The 17606-nt window shown below is 46.2% G+C and carries 16 protein-coding genes; 9 read left to right on the forward strand and 7 right to left on the reverse strand.

Features of this window, described 5'->3' with window-relative positions; genetic code table 11:
- Positions 1-9: 9 nt before the first annotated feature.
- The 4 genes from DN730_RS14555 to DN730_RS14570 form a co-directional block, all read right to left on the reverse strand.
- On the reverse strand, positions 10-447 hold the full coding sequence (locus tag DN730_RS14555; RefSeq protein ID WP_115468878.1) for a GNAT family N-acetyltransferase: 438 nt from the start codon (positions 445-447) through the stop codon (positions 10-12).
- A gap of 91 nt (positions 448-538) precedes the next feature.
- On the reverse strand, positions 539-1783 hold the full coding sequence (gene codA, locus DN730_RS14560; protein WP_115468879.1) for a cytosine deaminase: 1245 nt from the start codon (positions 1781-1783) through the stop codon (positions 539-541).
- A 104-nt stretch (positions 1784-1887) separates the two neighbouring features.
- Positions 1888-4065 carry an EAL domain-containing protein gene (locus tag DN730_RS14565; RefSeq protein WP_115468880.1) on the reverse strand — a complete coding sequence of 726 codons (2178 nt, stop codon included), beginning with the start codon at positions 4063-4065 and terminating at the stop codon, positions 1888-1890.
- A 347-nt stretch (positions 4066-4412) separates the two neighbouring features.
- A complete protein-coding gene (locus DN730_RS14570) occupies positions 4413-5312 on the reverse strand; it encodes a homocysteine S-methyltransferase family protein (RefSeq protein ID WP_211313888.1) in 900 nt (299 codons plus the stop codon).
- Between the two features lie 277 nt (positions 5313-5589).
- On the opposite strand from DN730_RS14570, the gene DN730_RS14575 reads away from it, so the two are divergent.
- From DN730_RS14575 to DN730_RS14610, 8 genes are all read left to right on the forward strand, one after another.
- On the forward strand, positions 5590-6399 hold the full coding sequence (locus DN730_RS14575) for a transporter substrate-binding domain-containing protein (protein ID WP_115468881.1): 810 nt from the start codon (positions 5590-5592) through the stop codon (positions 6397-6399).
- Between the two features lie 67 nt (positions 6400-6466).
- Complete coding sequence (locus DN730_RS14580) at positions 6467-7414, forward strand: amino acid ABC transporter permease (RefSeq protein ID WP_115468882.1); 948 nt, start codon at positions 6467-6469, stop codon at positions 7412-7414.
- Positions 7407-8144 (forward strand): amino acid ABC transporter ATP-binding protein, encoded by a 738-nt coding sequence (locus tag DN730_RS14585; RefSeq protein WP_115468883.1) that lies wholly within the window; start codon positions 7407-7409, stop codon positions 8142-8144. The genes DN730_RS14580 and DN730_RS14585 overlap by 8 nt, the downstream gene beginning before the upstream one ends.
- Positions 8145-8184: 40 nt before the next feature.
- The gene (locus DN730_RS14590; RefSeq protein WP_115468884.1) at positions 8185-9072 is read left to right on the forward strand and encodes a LysR substrate-binding domain-containing protein; all 888 of its coding nucleotides are present in this window, start codon (positions 8185-8187) and stop codon (positions 9070-9072) included.
- Between the two features lie 720 nt (positions 9073-9792).
- A complete protein-coding gene (gene doeB2 / locus DN730_RS14595; protein ID WP_115468885.1) occupies positions 9793-10950 on the forward strand; it encodes a N(2)-acetyl-L-2,4-diaminobutanoate deacetylase DoeB2 in 1158 nt (385 codons plus the stop codon).
- A 30-nt stretch (positions 10951-10980) separates the two neighbouring features.
- Positions 10981-12240: an aspartate aminotransferase family protein gene (locus tag DN730_RS14600; protein WP_115468886.1), complete on the forward strand. Its 1260-nt coding sequence runs from the start codon at positions 10981-10983 to the stop codon at positions 12238-12240.
- Positions 12237-13520, forward strand: a complete 1284-nt coding sequence (gene doeA, locus DN730_RS14605) for an ectoine hydrolase (RefSeq protein ID WP_115468887.1) — start codon at positions 12237-12239, stop codon at positions 13518-13520. The genes DN730_RS14600 and doeA overlap by 4 nt, the downstream gene beginning before the upstream one ends.
- Before the next feature lie 12 nt (positions 13521-13532).
- A complete protein-coding gene (locus DN730_RS14610; protein WP_115468888.1) occupies positions 13533-14894 on the forward strand; it encodes an NAD-dependent succinate-semialdehyde dehydrogenase in 1362 nt (453 codons plus the stop codon).
- A gap of 59 nt (positions 14895-14953) precedes the next feature.
- Here the strand turns inward: DN730_RS14610 and DN730_RS14615 are convergent, their stop codons facing one another.
- Positions 14954-15889 (reverse strand): acyltransferase family protein, encoded by a 936-nt coding sequence (locus DN730_RS14615; protein ID WP_115468889.1) that lies wholly within the window; start codon positions 15887-15889, stop codon positions 14954-14956.
- A gap of 63 nt (positions 15890-15952) precedes the next feature.
- Complete coding sequence (locus DN730_RS14620; protein ID WP_115468890.1) at positions 15953-16696, reverse strand: class I SAM-dependent DNA methyltransferase; 744 nt, start codon at positions 16694-16696, stop codon at positions 15953-15955.
- A gap of 161 nt (positions 16697-16857) precedes the next feature.
- Here DN730_RS14620 and DN730_RS14625 point away from each other — a divergent pair, with 161 nt between their 5' ends.
- A complete protein-coding gene (locus DN730_RS14625; RefSeq protein ID WP_115468891.1) occupies positions 16858-17460 on the forward strand; it encodes a flavin reductase family protein in 603 nt (200 codons plus the stop codon).
- A gap of 56 nt (positions 17461-17516) precedes the next feature.
- Here DN730_RS14625 and DN730_RS14630 read toward each other — a convergent pair.
- Positions 17517-17606 (reverse strand): integrase core domain-containing protein (locus DN730_RS14630; RefSeq protein ID WP_147290586.1); only part of this gene is annotated, 90 nt, incomplete at its 5' end.

Here is a 17606-nt window from a genome sequence, read left to right on the forward strand (position 1 = left end):
GTTTTACAATCATTTTAAGTCTTCAATATTTGTCAGCATCCATGCGCTAGGGTGCTCAGTGAAACCGATTTTAGGGTAATAATTTACTGCTTGCGGCGCTGATAATAGAATCAGAGAGCAATTATCTGGTACCGCTTCTTTGGTGAGCCGTATAAGAGCCTTGCCAATACCTGTTGCTTGCACATGAGGGTCGACTGCTAAGTCGGATAGGTAACAGCAAAAAGCAAAATCAGTGACTGAACGTGCTACGCCAACCAGTTGTTTACCTTGCCATGCAGTGATGAGCAAATTAGAGTTTTCTAGCATCCCAACTATGGTTTCCGGTTGATTCAATGGACGACGCTCACCTAACGTAGTCTTGGCTAACAATTCAATAAACTGATCCGCTGTTATGAGCTGGTTTACTTTGTAAACAATAGATTGATCGAGAGGTGGCGTAGGAGTCATGCAAACATTACCTTGGCAAGAATATTAGAAAGTAAGCATAGAGTAATTTATGGGCTTATCAAATACGTTAGTTTTAAGCGTCAACGAGACTTTAAATTAACTTAGGCCTTAATGTTACTTGCGCAGGCTGTCTTTCCATAATGACCTTTCCTCCACGAACTGAATAAAGCACGTCGGCCTGTTCTCGTATGACGTCTGCGTCGTCTGCACCATTGAGTACGATAAAGTTGGCAGGCTTGCCTATGTCGATGCCATAATGATCACTGATATGCAGTACCTTTGCACTGTTGTTGGTGATGAAGTCTAGGGCCTTTGAAAAATCATCGTAACCCATCATATGGCAGGCATGGAGGGCGAAATCTACTTGGCGCAGTAGCTTGCCGTTACCGAGGCTATACCAAGGATCTTGGATAGAGTCTTGAGCGAGGGCAACGTTAATCCCCGCATCGCGCATTTCTTTTACTCGAGTGATACCTCGTCGTTTGGGAAAAGTATCAAATCGCCCTTGTAAATGAGTGTTTTCGGTAGGGCAGGACACAAAGTTAATGCCGGACAGTTTTAATAAACGAAACAGTTTCGAGCAATAGGCATTGTTATAGGAATGCATGGCGACAGTGTGGCTCGCTGTCACCCTCTCTTTTAAGCCGCTTTCCAGCGCTGCCGTGACGAGTACTTCCAAAAATCTTGATTGCTCGTCGTCGATTTCGTCACAGTGTACATCTACTAGTTTGTTGTGTTTTTGAGCCAATTCAATCACCCAGCGCATGGATTCGACACCGTATTCGCGCGTGAACTCAAAGTGTGGGATACCGCCGATTACGTCTGCACCGATCTCTATGGCTTGCTCCATAAGGGCCTTACCATTGGGATAGGACAAGATTCCTTCTTGGGGAAATGCCACAATCTGTAAATCTAAATACGGTGCCAACATTTCTTTTAGCGGAACGATAGCTTTTAACGCCGTCAAATCTGGATCGGTGACATCCACATGGGTACGAATATGTTGCACACCGTGGCTGATAAGCAGCTCAGCCGCTCTAAGTACTCGATTTTGAACATCGTCGTGTGTCAATTGTTGCTTGCGTTCCGCCCAGCATTCGATACCTTCAAACAAGGTGCCGCTTTTGTTCCAGCGTGGTTCACCCGCAGTGAGCACCGCATCTAGGTGGATGTGTGGTTCGATAAAAGGTGCGCAGACTAGTCTTTGTTGAGCGTCTAGATCACAAGGCTCAGATGAGATGTCAGTCTGTGAGGTAATCGATTTGAACACGCCTTGCATGCATTCGATGGTGAAGAGGGTGTCTTGGTGACGCAGTCGAGCGTTGATGATTTTCATGATCGTCCTTTTATCAAAGCATGGTCAGTTTGTTAAACAATTTCTATGCCAAGCTGATGGGCACTTTTCTTATGACTATGCAACGGGTGTGATGGTACTGTCCATTAGTGCTGTTTGGATTCAGGTAACATAGCGATAAACTCTGTATAGGTAACAGGAGTAGAGTAAAAGTATCCTTGGCAAACAGCGCAACCTAAGTTGGTAAGTATGTCGACCTGTTGCTGCGTTTCCACTCCTTCCACCACGACCTCGTAACCATAATTTTTCGCAAGAAATAGGATAGCTCTTATTGGAATATGTGATTTGCTGGATTCATCCAACTCGAGCACAAATGAACGGTCAATTTTAATGGTGTTTATCGGCAGAGCATGGGAGTAGGAAAAGGAGCTCATGCCTGTACCGAAATCGTCTAAGGCAATATTAAATCCCAAACTGGAAATGTAGTGTAATTGGGTCGCAATGCGCTCGACATCAATGGCTGTTTCTGACTCTGTCAGTTCGATTTCAGGCATTATGTACTGATGGGATGAAAACTTCTGAGAAACACTCTCCAACGCTTCAATTACACTTGGATCAAATACATCATAGCCGTTCAAGTTGAACGATAATGGCTGCATGTAGCCTTTGCTTTGCAGGTCTGTGGTAAGAGAGCAGACTTCGTTGACAACAAACAGTGCAAATGCAGAGCGCATATTGCTTTGCTCCACCAAGTCAAGAAAGTGATACGGTGTTAATAACCCGTCCTGAGGGTGGTTCCAACGTATCAGTGCTTCACCGCCGAGTACCTCGCCCGTTGTCATGTCTATTTTGGGTTGTAAATATAACTCGAACTGTTTGGTTTCTATGGCTGTTTTTAACTCACTTGAATACTTAGACGTTTTTTGACTATTTTGAATTAAGTCGTCTTGAAAGCGTAAGTAGGCCAAACGCTGATGATTAGCATAGTAGATGAGAGTAGAGATGGATGACAACAGGTTCTCAAAATCACTGACGTCATTCGGATAGCTTAACTCTACTTCTGTAGGTTCGAGAGAAAAGCGATAATTATCAAGGTGCTGAGTTTCGTTAATTAGACGTTTGAAATGGTTTATGTCATCCCTTTGCTCTGGCCTCGCGACAATGATGAACGTACTGTCATTGAGGCAACCAACAATCGTGTCCGACGTTATTTCATTTTTTATTCGAGTCGCTAGCTGATGCAACACTTGGGAAAGAATGATGGAACTATTATTCGCCAATATTTGTGATAAATTTCGGAATTTAGCGGCATAAACCGTGTATTCGAGTGAAGGCTGTATTAAGTCATTATTTGAGAATATTTCCCGTAAAGCCCGCTCGTTCAACAGCCCCGTTCTAGAGTCCGTATTTGCAGCGTTTATAGCACGTCTATTCGAGCCCTCGACATATTTCCAGATAAAGTATGCAACAGCGACCGCACCCCATATGGCAATCCATATGACAATGGAAGAAGACACGACCATCCGAGTGAGGACACGATCAAGCACGGCTTCAGTTTGGCTTTGCTCGCCGATGAATAAGCGAACGTTCGTCGACTTTGACGTGGTGATATCATGATGAATGACAGCATATTGCTGATCTCCAACTGATAAGTAATGTTTATGAAGGCTTTTTAAGTCGTACAGAGGGGAGGAGTGATTCTGGTTTGACACCACATTATGAGCGAATTCGCTACTACGATTTTTAAGAGCGTTCAGAATTTGCTCAAAGGTACTGTCTCCACTATTTTTGGTTTGCAGTACCCATGAACCATCGGGTCCTAACAAAGCAATAAAAATGGGCGTATCAGCCAAAAAGTACTTATTTAGTAGTCCTGAATCGAGTAGAGCGTTGCTTGTAGCAGCGGTGCTGCTGTCGTTATCTAAAATGTGTTCCACGTCATTGATGACATAGATTGCGTTGCTATGGAGGTGATTTAGCTCGACGCTTTGAACGGTTTCTTTACTAGATTGATACCCTTCACTGATGAAAAAAGCACTGATTAATACAGAGACTGTGCCAAAACCAATGATTGCCTTTTTTCTAAGTGAAGCAAAATCAAGCTCAATGTTTTGTTGATCATCATCAGAACCAGCAAGGCTTGTTAGCCCGACCAGAGAATACATGAAGCACCATCCGATCAATGAAGAGATGATGTTAGCGATGCCAAATAGGGCGAAAAACCAACCAATTATATCGTCGCCTAATAGACCATAGCCCATTGGGCTAATAGCGGTTAGAGCGAGACCTAGAGTGAAGCGAACACCACGGTCTAGCTTGTTCATGTTGGGTTGAGTACAAGTACTCAAAATATGACGAATAGGCTTCAATTAAACAATTCTCTATATTAATTTAATCGGTTCACTATAGTTGTTTTTATAGGATCTGAAGCTAATGTGCGCCTCGTTTTAGGCTTTAAATACTGATAACTCTACTACGTAAAGTTAATAATATCAGGATATGCTTATGTAATGCTGTAAGCTAATGTAGTGATCTGTGCGTATATAGTAAGTGTGAAAGTCGGTTAGCGGATTAAAAAAGAACGTTTTTTTGCGCCTCTTTAAAGACGAAAACCCTGTTAAGGGGAGCTTAACAGGGTTATGAAGCGTCATTCTATGACTGGTAGCGTGGTTTATAGACGTTTACTAAGCGTCTCGATGTGTTCTGGTCCAATCCCACAGCAGCCGCCAATCAGTGTGGCACCCAGTTCACGCCACTTTTCTGCCCATGTAAGGTACGAGTCAGGTGTTAAGTCATCGCGAAGCTCGTCTAAACCGTCGTTCGCGGTTGCTGTTTTTGATTGTGGAGGAAAGGCGTTCGCATAGGCCCCGATTTCGATGTCGGCACCGCGTTCCGCTGCGATTTGCTTGGTGATAGTGATGGCGTCGGCGATAATTTCGGGCTGGCAGCAATTGAACAGTATTGCGTCGACATTGACGTCAAGCATGGTATGAATGGCTTCTGCTACGGTTTCACCAGAACGTAAGAGTGGCTCAGATGTTGGCTCTAAGTCTTCCAGTGTAAAAGCGACCCAGTATGGTTTACGGTCGCTATCTAGCTCATCCACAAGAGATTTGACCAGGAGTGTTTCGGCCAACAGGCATTGCGTTTCGCTTAGCCAGAGATCCACATGCGGAGCAAGTGCTTGGATTAAAGGGCGCGCGATGTCAGCAGCGCGTTCAGCGTTATACAGGTCAGCTCGGTACGATCCGAAAAGTGGTGCTAATGAGCCTGCAACACGCACGTCTTCTTCACTTTCGTTCACCGCTTGTCTAGCCACAATCGCTGACTGTTCCGCTAAGGTTTGGCCTTGGGTTGCGAAGACCTCTTCGCCAATATGAAAGGGAACTAGCGCATAGCTGTTTGTAGTAATGACACGGGAGCCCGAGTTGATATAGGCTCGGTGGACATCTTTAACGATTTCAGGGGCCTCCATCATTGCGAGCGCCGACCATTCAGGTTGCTTGAACGGCGCATTGCGTCGTTCCAACTCGCGACCCATGCCACCATCTAAAATTGTCACTGCTTTCATGTTCGTATCCTAACGCGTTTAAAATGGCGCACATTCTAGCGATGCATACAAAAAAATAAAATCAGTTTAATTAGTATAAATGGGTCAAACTTTAATCTATTTGGTTATAATCGTTTTATTCTCCTTATTTCCCCAATTAGCCATTAAAAAAGATAGGTCTAAGACCTAGATCCTGTAGTTACTACTCCTTTATCAATTTCGTTATATTGTGTCGCCAATTTAGGCGGGTGTTCGCTTCTATTGCTCGCCCACTCAAACACCATCAATGAGGAACCACATGAAGTTAGCTCTGAAGAAAGCATTAACCAGTGCTGTCGCGGCGGGAGGCATATTCATTGCGAGTTTTGCTAATGCTGCCGAATCTGCGATCGATAACATTTTGTCTCAAGGCGAGCTGAAAGTGTGTTTCGAGGCGGGTTACATCCCATTCGAAATGAAAACCAAAGATGGTCGTTTTATTGGCTTTGATATTGATATTGCGAAACATATGGCACGTTCAATGGATGTTAAATTCACCCCTGTTAATACTGCGTGGGATGGCATTATTCCAGCACTTCAAACGGGTAAGTGCGACATCATCATTGGTGGTATGGCAATTACTCCGCAACGTAATTTGAAAGTGATGTTTGCGGATACTTACCTAGAAATCGGTCAAACTGTTCTGGTAAGTCCAAAAGTGGCAAGCAAGATTGATAATGCGCGAGCGTTGAATGATGCCAAGTACACCATTGCTTCCCAAATCGGTACCACGGGGGCGCAAGCGGCCAAGAAATTTTTCCCGAAAGCAAAACTAGACCTATATGAAACATCCGCTGATGCGGTGCTTCAGGTTGCCAATGGTAAAGCCGATGCGTTTGTCTACGATCTACCTTACAACGCTTTATACGCGGCGCAGCATAAAGACACTGTAGTACACTTCAGTGAGTCTTTTACCTACGAGCCACTGGGCTGGGCAATCCGCCAAAATGATCCCAATTTTTTAAACTTCCTAAACAACTATCTTGTTCAGATCAAAAAAGAAGGGACCTACGACCGTATCTACCATAAGTGGTTTGAATCTGATGCTTGGGTCGAAAGCGTTCAATAATTACTAACCTGATTGTTGTTTATTAAGGGCCTATATTTTCTAGGCTCTTTTCTATTTAAGAGAAAGCATGCAAACACTATCTAGCCGCTGGGTCGGCCATGGGTTGTACCTTGTTATCATGGCTGCTTTGATCTCCGGCGTTTATATCGCGGGACAAAAAATAAATTATACATGGCACTGGGAACGACTCTGGCCTTATGTCATTAACACGGAAGCGCAAGATATCGTTGCTATCTCCGACGGTACGGCCGTTATTGATGCGAAGGGAACGCTCAGCATTGCCCCCGATTTTGGTGGTGACCCTCAGATTGTGTCTGAGTATGATCAGCTGGTGGCTCGAGAGGGTGATTTGATCTTTCAAGGCGACACAATTGCGCGTATTGAAGGCTGGCGTTTTGGTCCCATCGCAGAAGGCTTATGGGTCACCATCAAACTCTCGTGTCTGGCATTGATCTTTTCTATAGTGCTGGGTGTGCTGTTTGGTCTAATGCGTGTGGCTCAGGGTCAAGTGTGGCGCAACTTGGCAGTGACGTATGTAGAGGTTATCCGAGGTACGCCGCTGCTGGTGCAGATATTTATCGTGTACTTTTTTATCGGTACCGTCTTCGACTTAGATCGTTTCACGGCAGGAGTCGCTGCATTGTCGATCTTTACGGGAGCTTATGTCGCTGAGATTGTTAGAGCGGGAATCCAGTCCGTTTCACCTGGTCAAATGGAAGCAGCACGATCTTTAGGGATGAATTATACCCAAGCTATGATTTATGTGGTGATGCCGCAGGCGTTGAAGCGGACACTCCCTCCCTTGGCAGGCCAATTTATCAATTTGATTAAGGACTCGTCTTTGGTGTCTGTTATTTCGATCACAGATCTGACAAAAGCAGGGCGTGAAGTGGTCAGCGGCAGCTTTGCGCCATTTGAAGTTTGGTTCACCGTGGCAGGTTTATATTTATTGGTGACAGGCGTGTTGTCTTGGGCAATTCAGCGACTGGAAAAGAGGTTAGCAGCCAGTGACTAATACACATTTAATACAAGCCAATGGCGTTAATAAGGTGTTCCCTAACGGCTGTCATGCACTAAAGAATGTCTCGTTGAACATCAATCGGGGCGAGGTTGTGGTGATCATAGGGCCAAGTGGATCAGGTAAATCTACTTTTTTACGCACGTTGAATCAGTTAGAGAGCATTTCCGCCGGCGATATTACGATTGATGGTGTCGATTTGACTGATAAGCACACGAATATCAATAAAGTGCGAGAAGAAGTCGGGATGGTGTTTCAATCGTTTAATTTGTTTCCTCATAAAACGGCGCTCGGTAACGTCATGTTAGCGCCAGTTAAAGTGCGCCGACAGGCAAAAGCAGAAGCGGAACAAGATGCGCGTGATTTACTTTACAGGGTGGGGTTGCATGATCGCATCGACAGTTATCCGTCGCGTTTGTCGGGTGGTCAACAGCAGCGTGTGGCAATCGCTCGATCACTGGCAATGAAACCTAAAGTATTGTTGTTTGATGAACCCACCAGCGCACTTGACCCTGAAATGGTTGGTGAGGTGCTGGACGTTATGAAAAGTCTCGCATCAGACGGGATGACGATGGTCGTAGTGACTCATGAAATGGGCTTTGCCCGTGAAGTGGCAGACCGTGTGGTGTTTATGGAAGACGGTGAGTTAGTCTTTGAGGAGACGCCGGAACGCTTCTTTGATTCTTCTCATCCGCGCTTGCAACGTTTTTTAGGTCAGGTACTCTAGGCATCTTTGCTAGCAAGATCCCCTTGGTCTGAGTGCCCAAATGAATCAAAAGACCCTTCCACCTTTAAATTGGCTTCGCACATTCGAGATTTCTGCCCGTAGTCTGAATTTCACTAAGGCAGCACAAGAGCTGCACCTTACCCAAGGTGCGGTAAGCCAGCAAATACGTTTGTTAGAACGACACTTAGGGGTTGCCCTATTTCGCCGATTACCACGAGGTTTGGCTCTCACCGACGAGGGAATGTCATATCTACCCGTGGTGCAAGATTCGATATCGCGTTTGGCAGCGGCGACTAATGAGCTGTTTAATCAAGACCAACGTTCAACCGTAAAAATACGTGGCAGCTTGTCGTTCTTTGTGCATTGGCTTGCCCCTCGCTTAGCGCAGTTTAATCAGCTCCATCCACATATTGATATTCGCTACATCAGTTCCCTATGGGTCAAAGATACTGAAGCGGATGATGACTTTGAAATTCGTTGGGGGAATGGTCAATGGCCGGGGTATATTTCTCATCGTTTAAGTTGGGATACCTTATTTCCTGTATGTGCGCCTGAGTTGTTAGAGCGATCACCGATCCAAGTTCCTAAAGATTTAGCCCAGCATACGTTGTTGCATGTAATGGGGTATGAAGAAGGTTGGGGATATTGGTTGTCGATGGTCAATGAGGAAGGCGTTCAGGCCGCTCGAGGTATGCAGCTAGATACTTTATTAGCGTCGCTACGCCTTGCCGAGTTAGGTGTGGGTGTCGCTCTGGCTCGGTCTTCCATGGTAGAAGACCTCCTAGCTTCAGGAACGTTAGTCGAATTGTTTGATGACTTGCGCGTTCCGGCCAGCGAGTCTTTCTATCTGGTGAATCGGTCAGGGCGTGATTTGCCACCAGATGCGGCAGTGTTTTTGGATTGGTTGGAACGTCAAACCAGAGCATAAAAAGCACCTATTAGAAGCGTAGTGTTTTATTCCCGACACGGTAGTTAATCTCTTCAGATACTTGAGACTGATCTTCGGCTGCTATTTTTAAGTACAAAGCTATGCGGCAGAGAGTTGTCGTTTGGTTCTTATCACCCTGTAAAGGAATGGCAATCCTCACCCATCGAACATTACCCCGTTACTTTCCGAATGTTCTAAAAACATCAAATTAAGATTGATCAAATAATGGATCAAATAGTTATCATCGATTTTAAATTGAGCGTATTTCTTTGGTCATTCGGGGTTTAGATAAGCAATTTTTATGGCTGGTAAATAAGCGAGTTTGAAATATTCGATCTAAATAGTCAGGAGCGTTCTCGTATTTATTATTAATAAACCAACTGATCTTAGGTAAATAATTTATTTTCATATCTAAACATTAGTATTGTAACTTTTTAAGTTGGAGTTATATTCTTCTAAATGTTTGTTTTTAGTGCGCTAATGTCCAATCTTGGGGCGAGTTTCAGGGAGAATAAAATAATGAAAATCGAAGTTTTCTTATAGTTTGAATATTCTTCTATGTTCTTGATTTGAGCGTTTTTTTATTGATATTTAGCTTTTATATTTTGAGTTCTAATTAATTTTCTTGTCAATATTACTTGCAAAAGCCTAATTCCTTCATTACTACTTAACTCATCTACAAAGCCATAACGCATTAATTTTTGTTTCTAGGAGTTCTTCATGTCGAATGCATGGGAAGAAACCATTGCTTTTGCGGAATCGCTACGAAAAAAGCTTCATACGCATCCAGAATTAAGTTGGCAAGAGACGAATACTGCGGCAGTGATTCGTGCGCAACTGGATACGTTACAAATCCCGTGGCGCGAATGTGCCGATAAAGGAACGGTTGCGTGGATCAATAAAGATGCACCGGGAAAAGCGATTGCGCTACGTGGTGATATGGATGCGCTGCCGATTCATGAACAAACAGGTGTTGCATGGCAATCTGTTCACGAGGGCTGTATGCATGCCTGCGGACATGATGGACATACTGCGACGTTGTTAGCCACTGCACGCTGGTTAAAATTGCACGAAGCAGAGCTTCCTCAACCTGTTGTATTGATATTTCAACCTGCTGAAGAAGGGTTTCATGGCGCTCGTGAGATGATTAAAGATGCTGCTTTGGATGGGGTGGGCGTGATCTATGGTTGGCATAACTGGCCCGCGCTTCCTTACGGCACGATTGCTTGCCCCAGCGACATTGTTATGTGTGGCAACGGGACGTTTCGGATTGAGTTTAAGGGGAAAGGTGGCCATGCCAGCCAGCCAGAGTTGTGCGCGGACCCTTTGCTCGCTGCCAGTGCCGTCAACGTTGCGTTGCAGCAAATAGTGAGCCGCCGTGTGGCACCTCAAGCGACAGCCGTCATCAGTGTCACCGAAATGCACGGTGGGTCAGCGCCAACCGTTATCCCTGAGACGGCGTCCCTCTCTGGCAGTATTCGCGTTCCGGACGAGGCGACTCGAGAGCAGATTAACCAACATATTTCGGATGTTGCCACACAAACAGCGGCGGCCTACGGAGTCTCCTGTGAAGTTTTCCATGAGCCGCGATATCAGGCAACCATTAACCATGAAGCTCCCGCCAATCAGGCGAGGCAAGTGTGGACATCCTTATACGGCGATGAAGCCCTCAATCACGGTCAGGCACTGCCCATTATGGCCTCAGAGGACTTTAGTTATTACTTACAAGCTATCCCTGGTGCGTTTGCCCTAATCGGCAGCGATGATGGGGATGGCCATGATGTCCCGTGTCATAGTCCTCATTATGATTTCAATGATCGACTGATCGCAGATGTGTGCCGTTGGTTCAGCCAATTGGCTGGTTTGCGTCATTCCTAACCCACCCAGACTGCTATTTTAGGAGGCGGTATGAGTATTTTTGAACAACGAGAATCCAATATTCGGGCCTATGCTCGCACGTACCCAACGGTTTTTGTTACGGCAAAAAACTCTCGTCAGGTAGATGATAAGGGTAAGGAGTACATTGATTTCTTCGCTGGAGCAGGCGTGCTTAATTTTGGCCACAATAACGATCGCATGGTTCAAGCCATGATCGATTACATGCAAAAAGACGGCGTACTGCACAGTTTGGATATGCAGACACAAGCGAAAGCTGAATTCATGCAGAAATTTAGCGATGTTGTACTTGCTCCTCGGAACATGCCTCATCGTATGCAATTTATGGGGCCAACAGGCACTAACGCTGTTGAGGCAGCAATGAAGCTAGCGCGTAAGGCGACAGGCCGTTATGAAATTATTGCATTTGGTCAAGGCTTTCATGGTATGACGCTTGGCGCGTTAGCGGCGACCGCGAACGAATATTTTCGTCAAGCGTCGGGCGTGCCGCTCTTACATGTCAGTCATGAGCCATTCGAGCATCCACATGACCCTGAAGCGTCTTTGCAGGCTCTGCAACAGTTAGCCGATTTGTATCGTGATCCTTCGAGCGGTGTAAAACCTCCTGCAGCGTTTATGGTCGAGACCATTCAGGCCGAAGGTGGGGTTAATGTTGCCAGTACGGAGTGGATGCAAGCGCTAGAAAAACTAGCGAAAGACTTTGGGTCAATCTTGATTGTTGATGACATTCAAGTCGGCTGTGGTCGTACTGGATCATACTTTAGCTTTGACGGTATGGGCATTACCCCAGATATCGTCACGCTAGCAAAAGGCGTTGGTGGTGTAGGTACTCCTATGGCCATGAACTTGGTACACCCTGATTTGGATAAGCATTGGTCTCCAGGTGAACATACCGGGACTTTTCGTGGGCAAAACCTATCGTTCATCGCTGGGCGTGAAGCACTAACCTATTTCGAAGATGATGAACTGATGAATGGAGTTGGTCAAAAAGCCAACGTTGTACGCTCCGTGTTAGCGCCATTGGTAGAAGAGGGCAGCGTTAAAAAATTACGTGGTCGAGGACTTATTCTAGGCCTAGATGTCGGCAGCGGTGAGGTTGCAGCCAAAGTCGTACAGCGTTGCTTCCAGCAAGGTTTGATGCTGGGTGCCTGCGGTAGTGGTGGTCGTGTGTTGAAAATCATTCCGCCGCTAACGATTCCTGAGTCTGATCTACAAGAAGGCTTAACGATTTTAAGAGATGCTGTGCGCTTTGTTATGGAGGAGGCCGCATGATTGAACGCGATGACATGACGTTTACATTTGGAGAGTTTCAGCGCCGACTAGGTGAGCTACGTGCACGCATTGCTGAGCGTTGCTTGGATGCAGTGGTCATTACGGATCCAGAGAATATTGCCTATCTGACTGATTACCAAACAACAGGGTACTCGTTTTTTCAGGCGCTTGTGGTTCCACTTGAGAAAGAGCCATTCATGATCACTCGATCGCTGGAGGAATCCAACGTTCATGCTCGAACTTGGGTGGAGCTAACACGCCCCTACCCAGATACAGGTGATGCGATTCAGATGCTGGTGGACGCCTTGCGTGAGTTTGGCTTGAGTGACAAGCGGATTGGCTACGAACGTAACAGCTATTTCTTCCCAGCCTATCAGCAAGACTGTATCCATACGACGCTAAAGAACGCCAAATTGATGGATTGTTTTGGGATTGTTGAAGAAGGGCGGATCTGCAAATCCCAAGAGGAGATTGCTGTAATGCGCCGAGCGGCGCTCGCTACCGAAGCGGGTATGAAAGCTGGAATCGAGATCTGTCAGCCGGGGATCACAGAGAATGAAATTGCCGCTGAAATTTCGGCCGCGATGTTTCGCGCTGGTGGTGAAACCCCCGCTGTTATGCCTTATGTCACCTCTGGCCCGCGGACAATGATCGGTCACGCCACATTTGAAGGGCGTACTGTACTGCCGAATGAACATGTCTTCTTAGAAGTTGGCGGATGCTATCGACGGTATCATACGGCGATGATGCGCACCGTGATCTTAGGTGAGCTTTCAGACGCGATGTACCAATCGCAAGAAATTATGAAGCGCGCTTTGAAAGAGATACATCGAGTGGTACAGCCTGGGATGACTGTGTCGGATGTTGATAATCTGGTGCGCAACATCATTATGGACAATCAAGTGGGTGCGAGTCTCATTACCCGCTCTGGTTATTCTATCGGTATTGCGTTCCCACCAAGCTGGGATGAAGGCTACATCATTAGCTTAAAACAAGGTAATTCTGCGGTACTTAAGCCGGGAATGACATTCCATATGATCCCTTGGATGTGGGGAATTGAAGGCGATAAAACCTGCGGTATTTCTGACACGATCGAAATCACCGATGACGGTTGTCGTTCATTCTTCAATTTGGATCACGACTTTGTCGTCAAGCCGGCGGCGGCTGAAGCGCCAAAGGCGATAGAATTACCCAATGATACATCAGCTGGTGGATCTTCATCCGCAGAGGCTGATTCGAAAACCTCTAAACCAAAACGCTCTCAAAAAGCGGCCAGCTAGAAGGAGTCGATTATGTTGCAAGCGACGAACCCTACGACAGGCGAATTGCTCGAGCAGATGGATTCGCTTTCAGCGTCACAAGCGAATGAAGTGATTGATCGCGTGGCAGATGGCTTTCGCGAATGGCGCGTCACCCCCATTGGTGAGCGTGGCAAGCTTCTATACTCCGTTGCATCTGAATTGCGGAACCAAAAGCAAGCGCTAGCAGAATCGATGGCGTTGGAGATGGGGAAACCAATTAAGGAAGGTTTGGCAGAAGTTGAGAAGAGTGCTTGGTGCGCCGAATACTACGCCGAGCATGGAGAGCAGTTTTTAGCGCCTGAAACCTTAGAGTCGGATGCCAGTCATAGCTATGTGCAGTATCCGCCGCTTGGAACAGTGCTCGGGATTTTGCCTTGGAATGCGCCAGTATGGCTAGCTCTGAGGTTTCTCGCGCCTGCACTGATGGCAGGCAACACCTGTGTCCTGAAAGCGGACCCTAACGTACCTTCGACAGCGAAAGCGTTGGTGGATTGCTTTTATGATGCGGGCGCCCCTCAATCTGTCGTTGCGAACCTTGCCGTGGTAAATGATGTCGCGAAGCAGATGATTGATCATCCGCGGGTTAAAGCGGTGTCTTTCACGGGCTCAAGTCAAGCAGGTCAAATTATAGCGGCGCAAGCGGCGAGTGGTTTGAAACCCGCAGTACTGGAGCTTGGGGGCTCGGATCCTTGTATTTTGATGGCGGATGCCGATTTAGATAAAGCATTAGATATCATTACTTTGTCGCGCATGATCAATGCAGGCCAATCTTGTATTGCGGTCAAACGCCTGTTCGTTGAGCGATCCATTTATGAGCAAGTGTGTGATGCGCTAACACAGCGTTTTCAAGCATTGCGGTTCGGCAATCCGGCGAATGAGGAGAATAACCTTGGACCTTTGGCACGAGCGGATCTAAGGGATCAGTTACATCGTCAAGTTACACAGTCTCTGGCATCTGGGGCTCGTTGTTTAGTGGGGGGGGAGCTGCCTGAAGGAAGTGGCTTCTTTTATCCACCAACGTTGTTGGTGGACATGAAACCCGGCATGGCAGCGTTCGAAGAGGAGACATTTGGTCCCGTACTGAGCGTGATGGCCATTGATTCGCTGGACGAAGCGCTTGAGCTTGCAAATGCGACAGAATATGGCTTAGGAGCAAGTATTTGGACGCAAAGCCAAGTTTCTATTGATGCCGCTGTCAGGCAACTTGAATCGGGCCAAATAGCTGTTAATGGCATTGTTAAGAGTGATCCTCGCTTACCATCGGGCGGTATTGGTCGTTCTGGCTATGGTCGTGAACTTGGGCCGCAGGGCATTCGTGAATTTGTCAATGTTCAACAGGTTTGGATTGCTTAGCGAAATCTAACTGAGATGGTAAAGGGCTGCTCTGGCAGCCCTTTTTTACAGAGCTGAGCTTATCTCAATCGTTTCTCTAACCGCATTATTCCCTGCGCTCCGACAATGAGTAGCAGCGTGAGTAGGGTGATGGCTAAGGTGTGATTCATCCCTAGGTCTGTCCACCATAAGGCGATGAATAAGAATGGGTAATGCAAAAGGAATAGCGGGAATGAGAGGTCGGATAAAAAAGCCAGTAATCTGCCGCGCCCAAGACGCCATCTATACCAGAATGACGTAGGAACTTTGAGTGCGACCCAAACCCCGAGCCCAAATTCAAAGAGTCTGCAGAGAAGGAACCAATCGCCAGGTCGACCAGGCATAAACCCATATTGCCGATAGAGCCAGCTTTCAACGTCCTCAATCATTGAGGTTTCTATGAACGGAAGGCCGTATTGTCCAATGTACCAGCGACTGATAATACTAATAGCCAATAAGATAATGAGAGTCACATTGGGAGCGCGTTTGATGCAAGCGGCTAACATTGGAAAGATGGCATATAGCGGTATGATTAAGCCAATAAACCAGCTAGGCGGGTTATACGGACCACCCCACAGGCCAAACCATGCGTAAAAGCCGGTTACGCTTCCAATGCCATCCCAAATAAAACCATTGGGGAATAGCGTGGGCCAGCTTCCGTCTATAATTAGGCCATTTAGCACATATCCCAATATCGTGACAGGGATGGTTAACCAATAGATTGGGTATATGCGGCACAGTTTTTTCCATAAATATCGAAAGTAGCCTATGGGTTTAGTGAGGTCGGTTAACCCTGCCAATAGCCCAGATAAGACTAGGAATATGGAGACACCCATACCGCCGAGGCTAACATAGTAGAAATTTTTGATGCCAAAGAATTGCCCGGCAGTGCTATCAAACAGTTGCCCAAAATGGGCTAAGAACACTAGGCTAATTGCCAAGAGTCGCAATAAATCCAGTAATTGAGATCGTTGCATTGTATTCGCCACAGTTGGAGTGAATACGATTTGTAACGGATTTAGATTGCAGAGTTGTGAAGGTTATCGCTTTACGCAAACAAACAGTGCATTGCCTGATATCTCATTCCATGGTTGTAGGCTATCGTAATCATGTTCCAAGATGGTGACGTCAAAAGCGGGCTCTAAAAGAGTGGTTAACTCAGCAAAGCTGATAGCAACCATAGGGTGTTGGTCTTGCCAATACTCTATTTGTTCGCCGGTCGTCTTTTGTATGCTGAGTTGTAATGTTTGAGTTGAGCCTGAACCTTCGTAGTGCCACCCCGAACGAAAATCAAATCGGCTGCCGCTATGGTAAGTAAAGTGGGCTGTAGAAAGTGTGTTGTCGATAAGGCGTTTATCTACGGCATTAAAGCAGAACACTCCTCCTTTTTGTAGCGCTTGCGCAACGGCGGCTATGCAATTTTTTAGAGGCTCGATATCACCACTGTAGTGTATGGAGTAGAGAAAGCAGGTGATTAAATCCACAGGCTGGTCTATTTCAAATGTACACATGTTCTGCAAGGTAAAGCTGGCTTCTGGGCAGCGAACTTTTGCTTGATCAAGCATGGGTTGGTTCAGGTCGATCCCTTGGCTTTGATAGCCGTAGTTTAAAAAATGCTGAATATGTGGTCCTGTTCCACAAGCGATATCTAAATAGCGTGTACCCTGGTTGCCAAATATCTGATGTATTCGACGTACGCAGTCACTTTGTGCTTGATAATTAATATCTACACACATGAGATCATAGTAAATCGACAAATCAGTATATAGAGCGTTTTCCGACATGGTAGCCGTCTCCAAATGGGCATAAAAAAAAGATCGCGCATAGTAGCTTCGACCGTGGTCAAAAGCTACGATAATTTCGTGGTTAAGTGATTTATTATGAAGTGTTCAGTCGTTGGCGATATGATGACTTGTTTTATTAGATTATTAGGTAAGGAATAGGTATGGATATCAAGGCAACAGAGTTGAATACTCAAAGTATGTATCGCTTACTGGTCGGGGGCGTCACGCCTCGCCCGATTGCATGGATCAGCACGTTATCTGCCGATGGTGTTCAGAATTTAGCGCCATATTCGTTTTTCAGTGTAGCCAGCGTCAACCCGCCAGTTTTGAGCTTTACACAAGTAACTCCGCAAACGGGCAAGGATAAGGATACCTTGCGCAATATAATTGCTACGCAAGAGTGCGTCGTGAATATCGTGACATCTGAGCAGTTAGAAGTGATGAATGCGACATGCGCGAATTTAGATTCAGACGTTAGCGAGTTTGTGAGCGTAGGGGTTGAGCATCAGCCTAGCTATAGTGTGGCGCCATGGTCGGTGACTAAAGCACCAGTGCGCTACGAGTGTCGATTACGTGAAGTGATTCGGATAACGGAGAAGCCAGGAGGCGGTTGTTTAGTGTTGTTGGATGTGATTCATGTCGTGGTTGATGATCGCTTGATAGAAGGGGGTCAAATAGACCAAAGCTTGTTAGACAGCGTAGGGAAAATGGGCGGTGATTATTATTGCTCTACTGATCATTTGAGAGCGCTAAAGCGGCCCTAAGATCTCTTTTTTGTCATCGTGACTAGTCCTGATATAGGTTGACACTTATTCAGACATTAAAACGCTCGATGAACCTCATCGGGCGTTTTGTATTTTAGGGCCATATGCGGCCGACTCTTATTATAGCTTTCTACCGACTCCGATAT

This window comes from Marinomonas piezotolerans, from assembly GCF_003362755.1.
GTDB lineage: Bacteria > Pseudomonadota > Gammaproteobacteria > Pseudomonadales > Marinomonadaceae > Marinomonas > Marinomonas piezotolerans.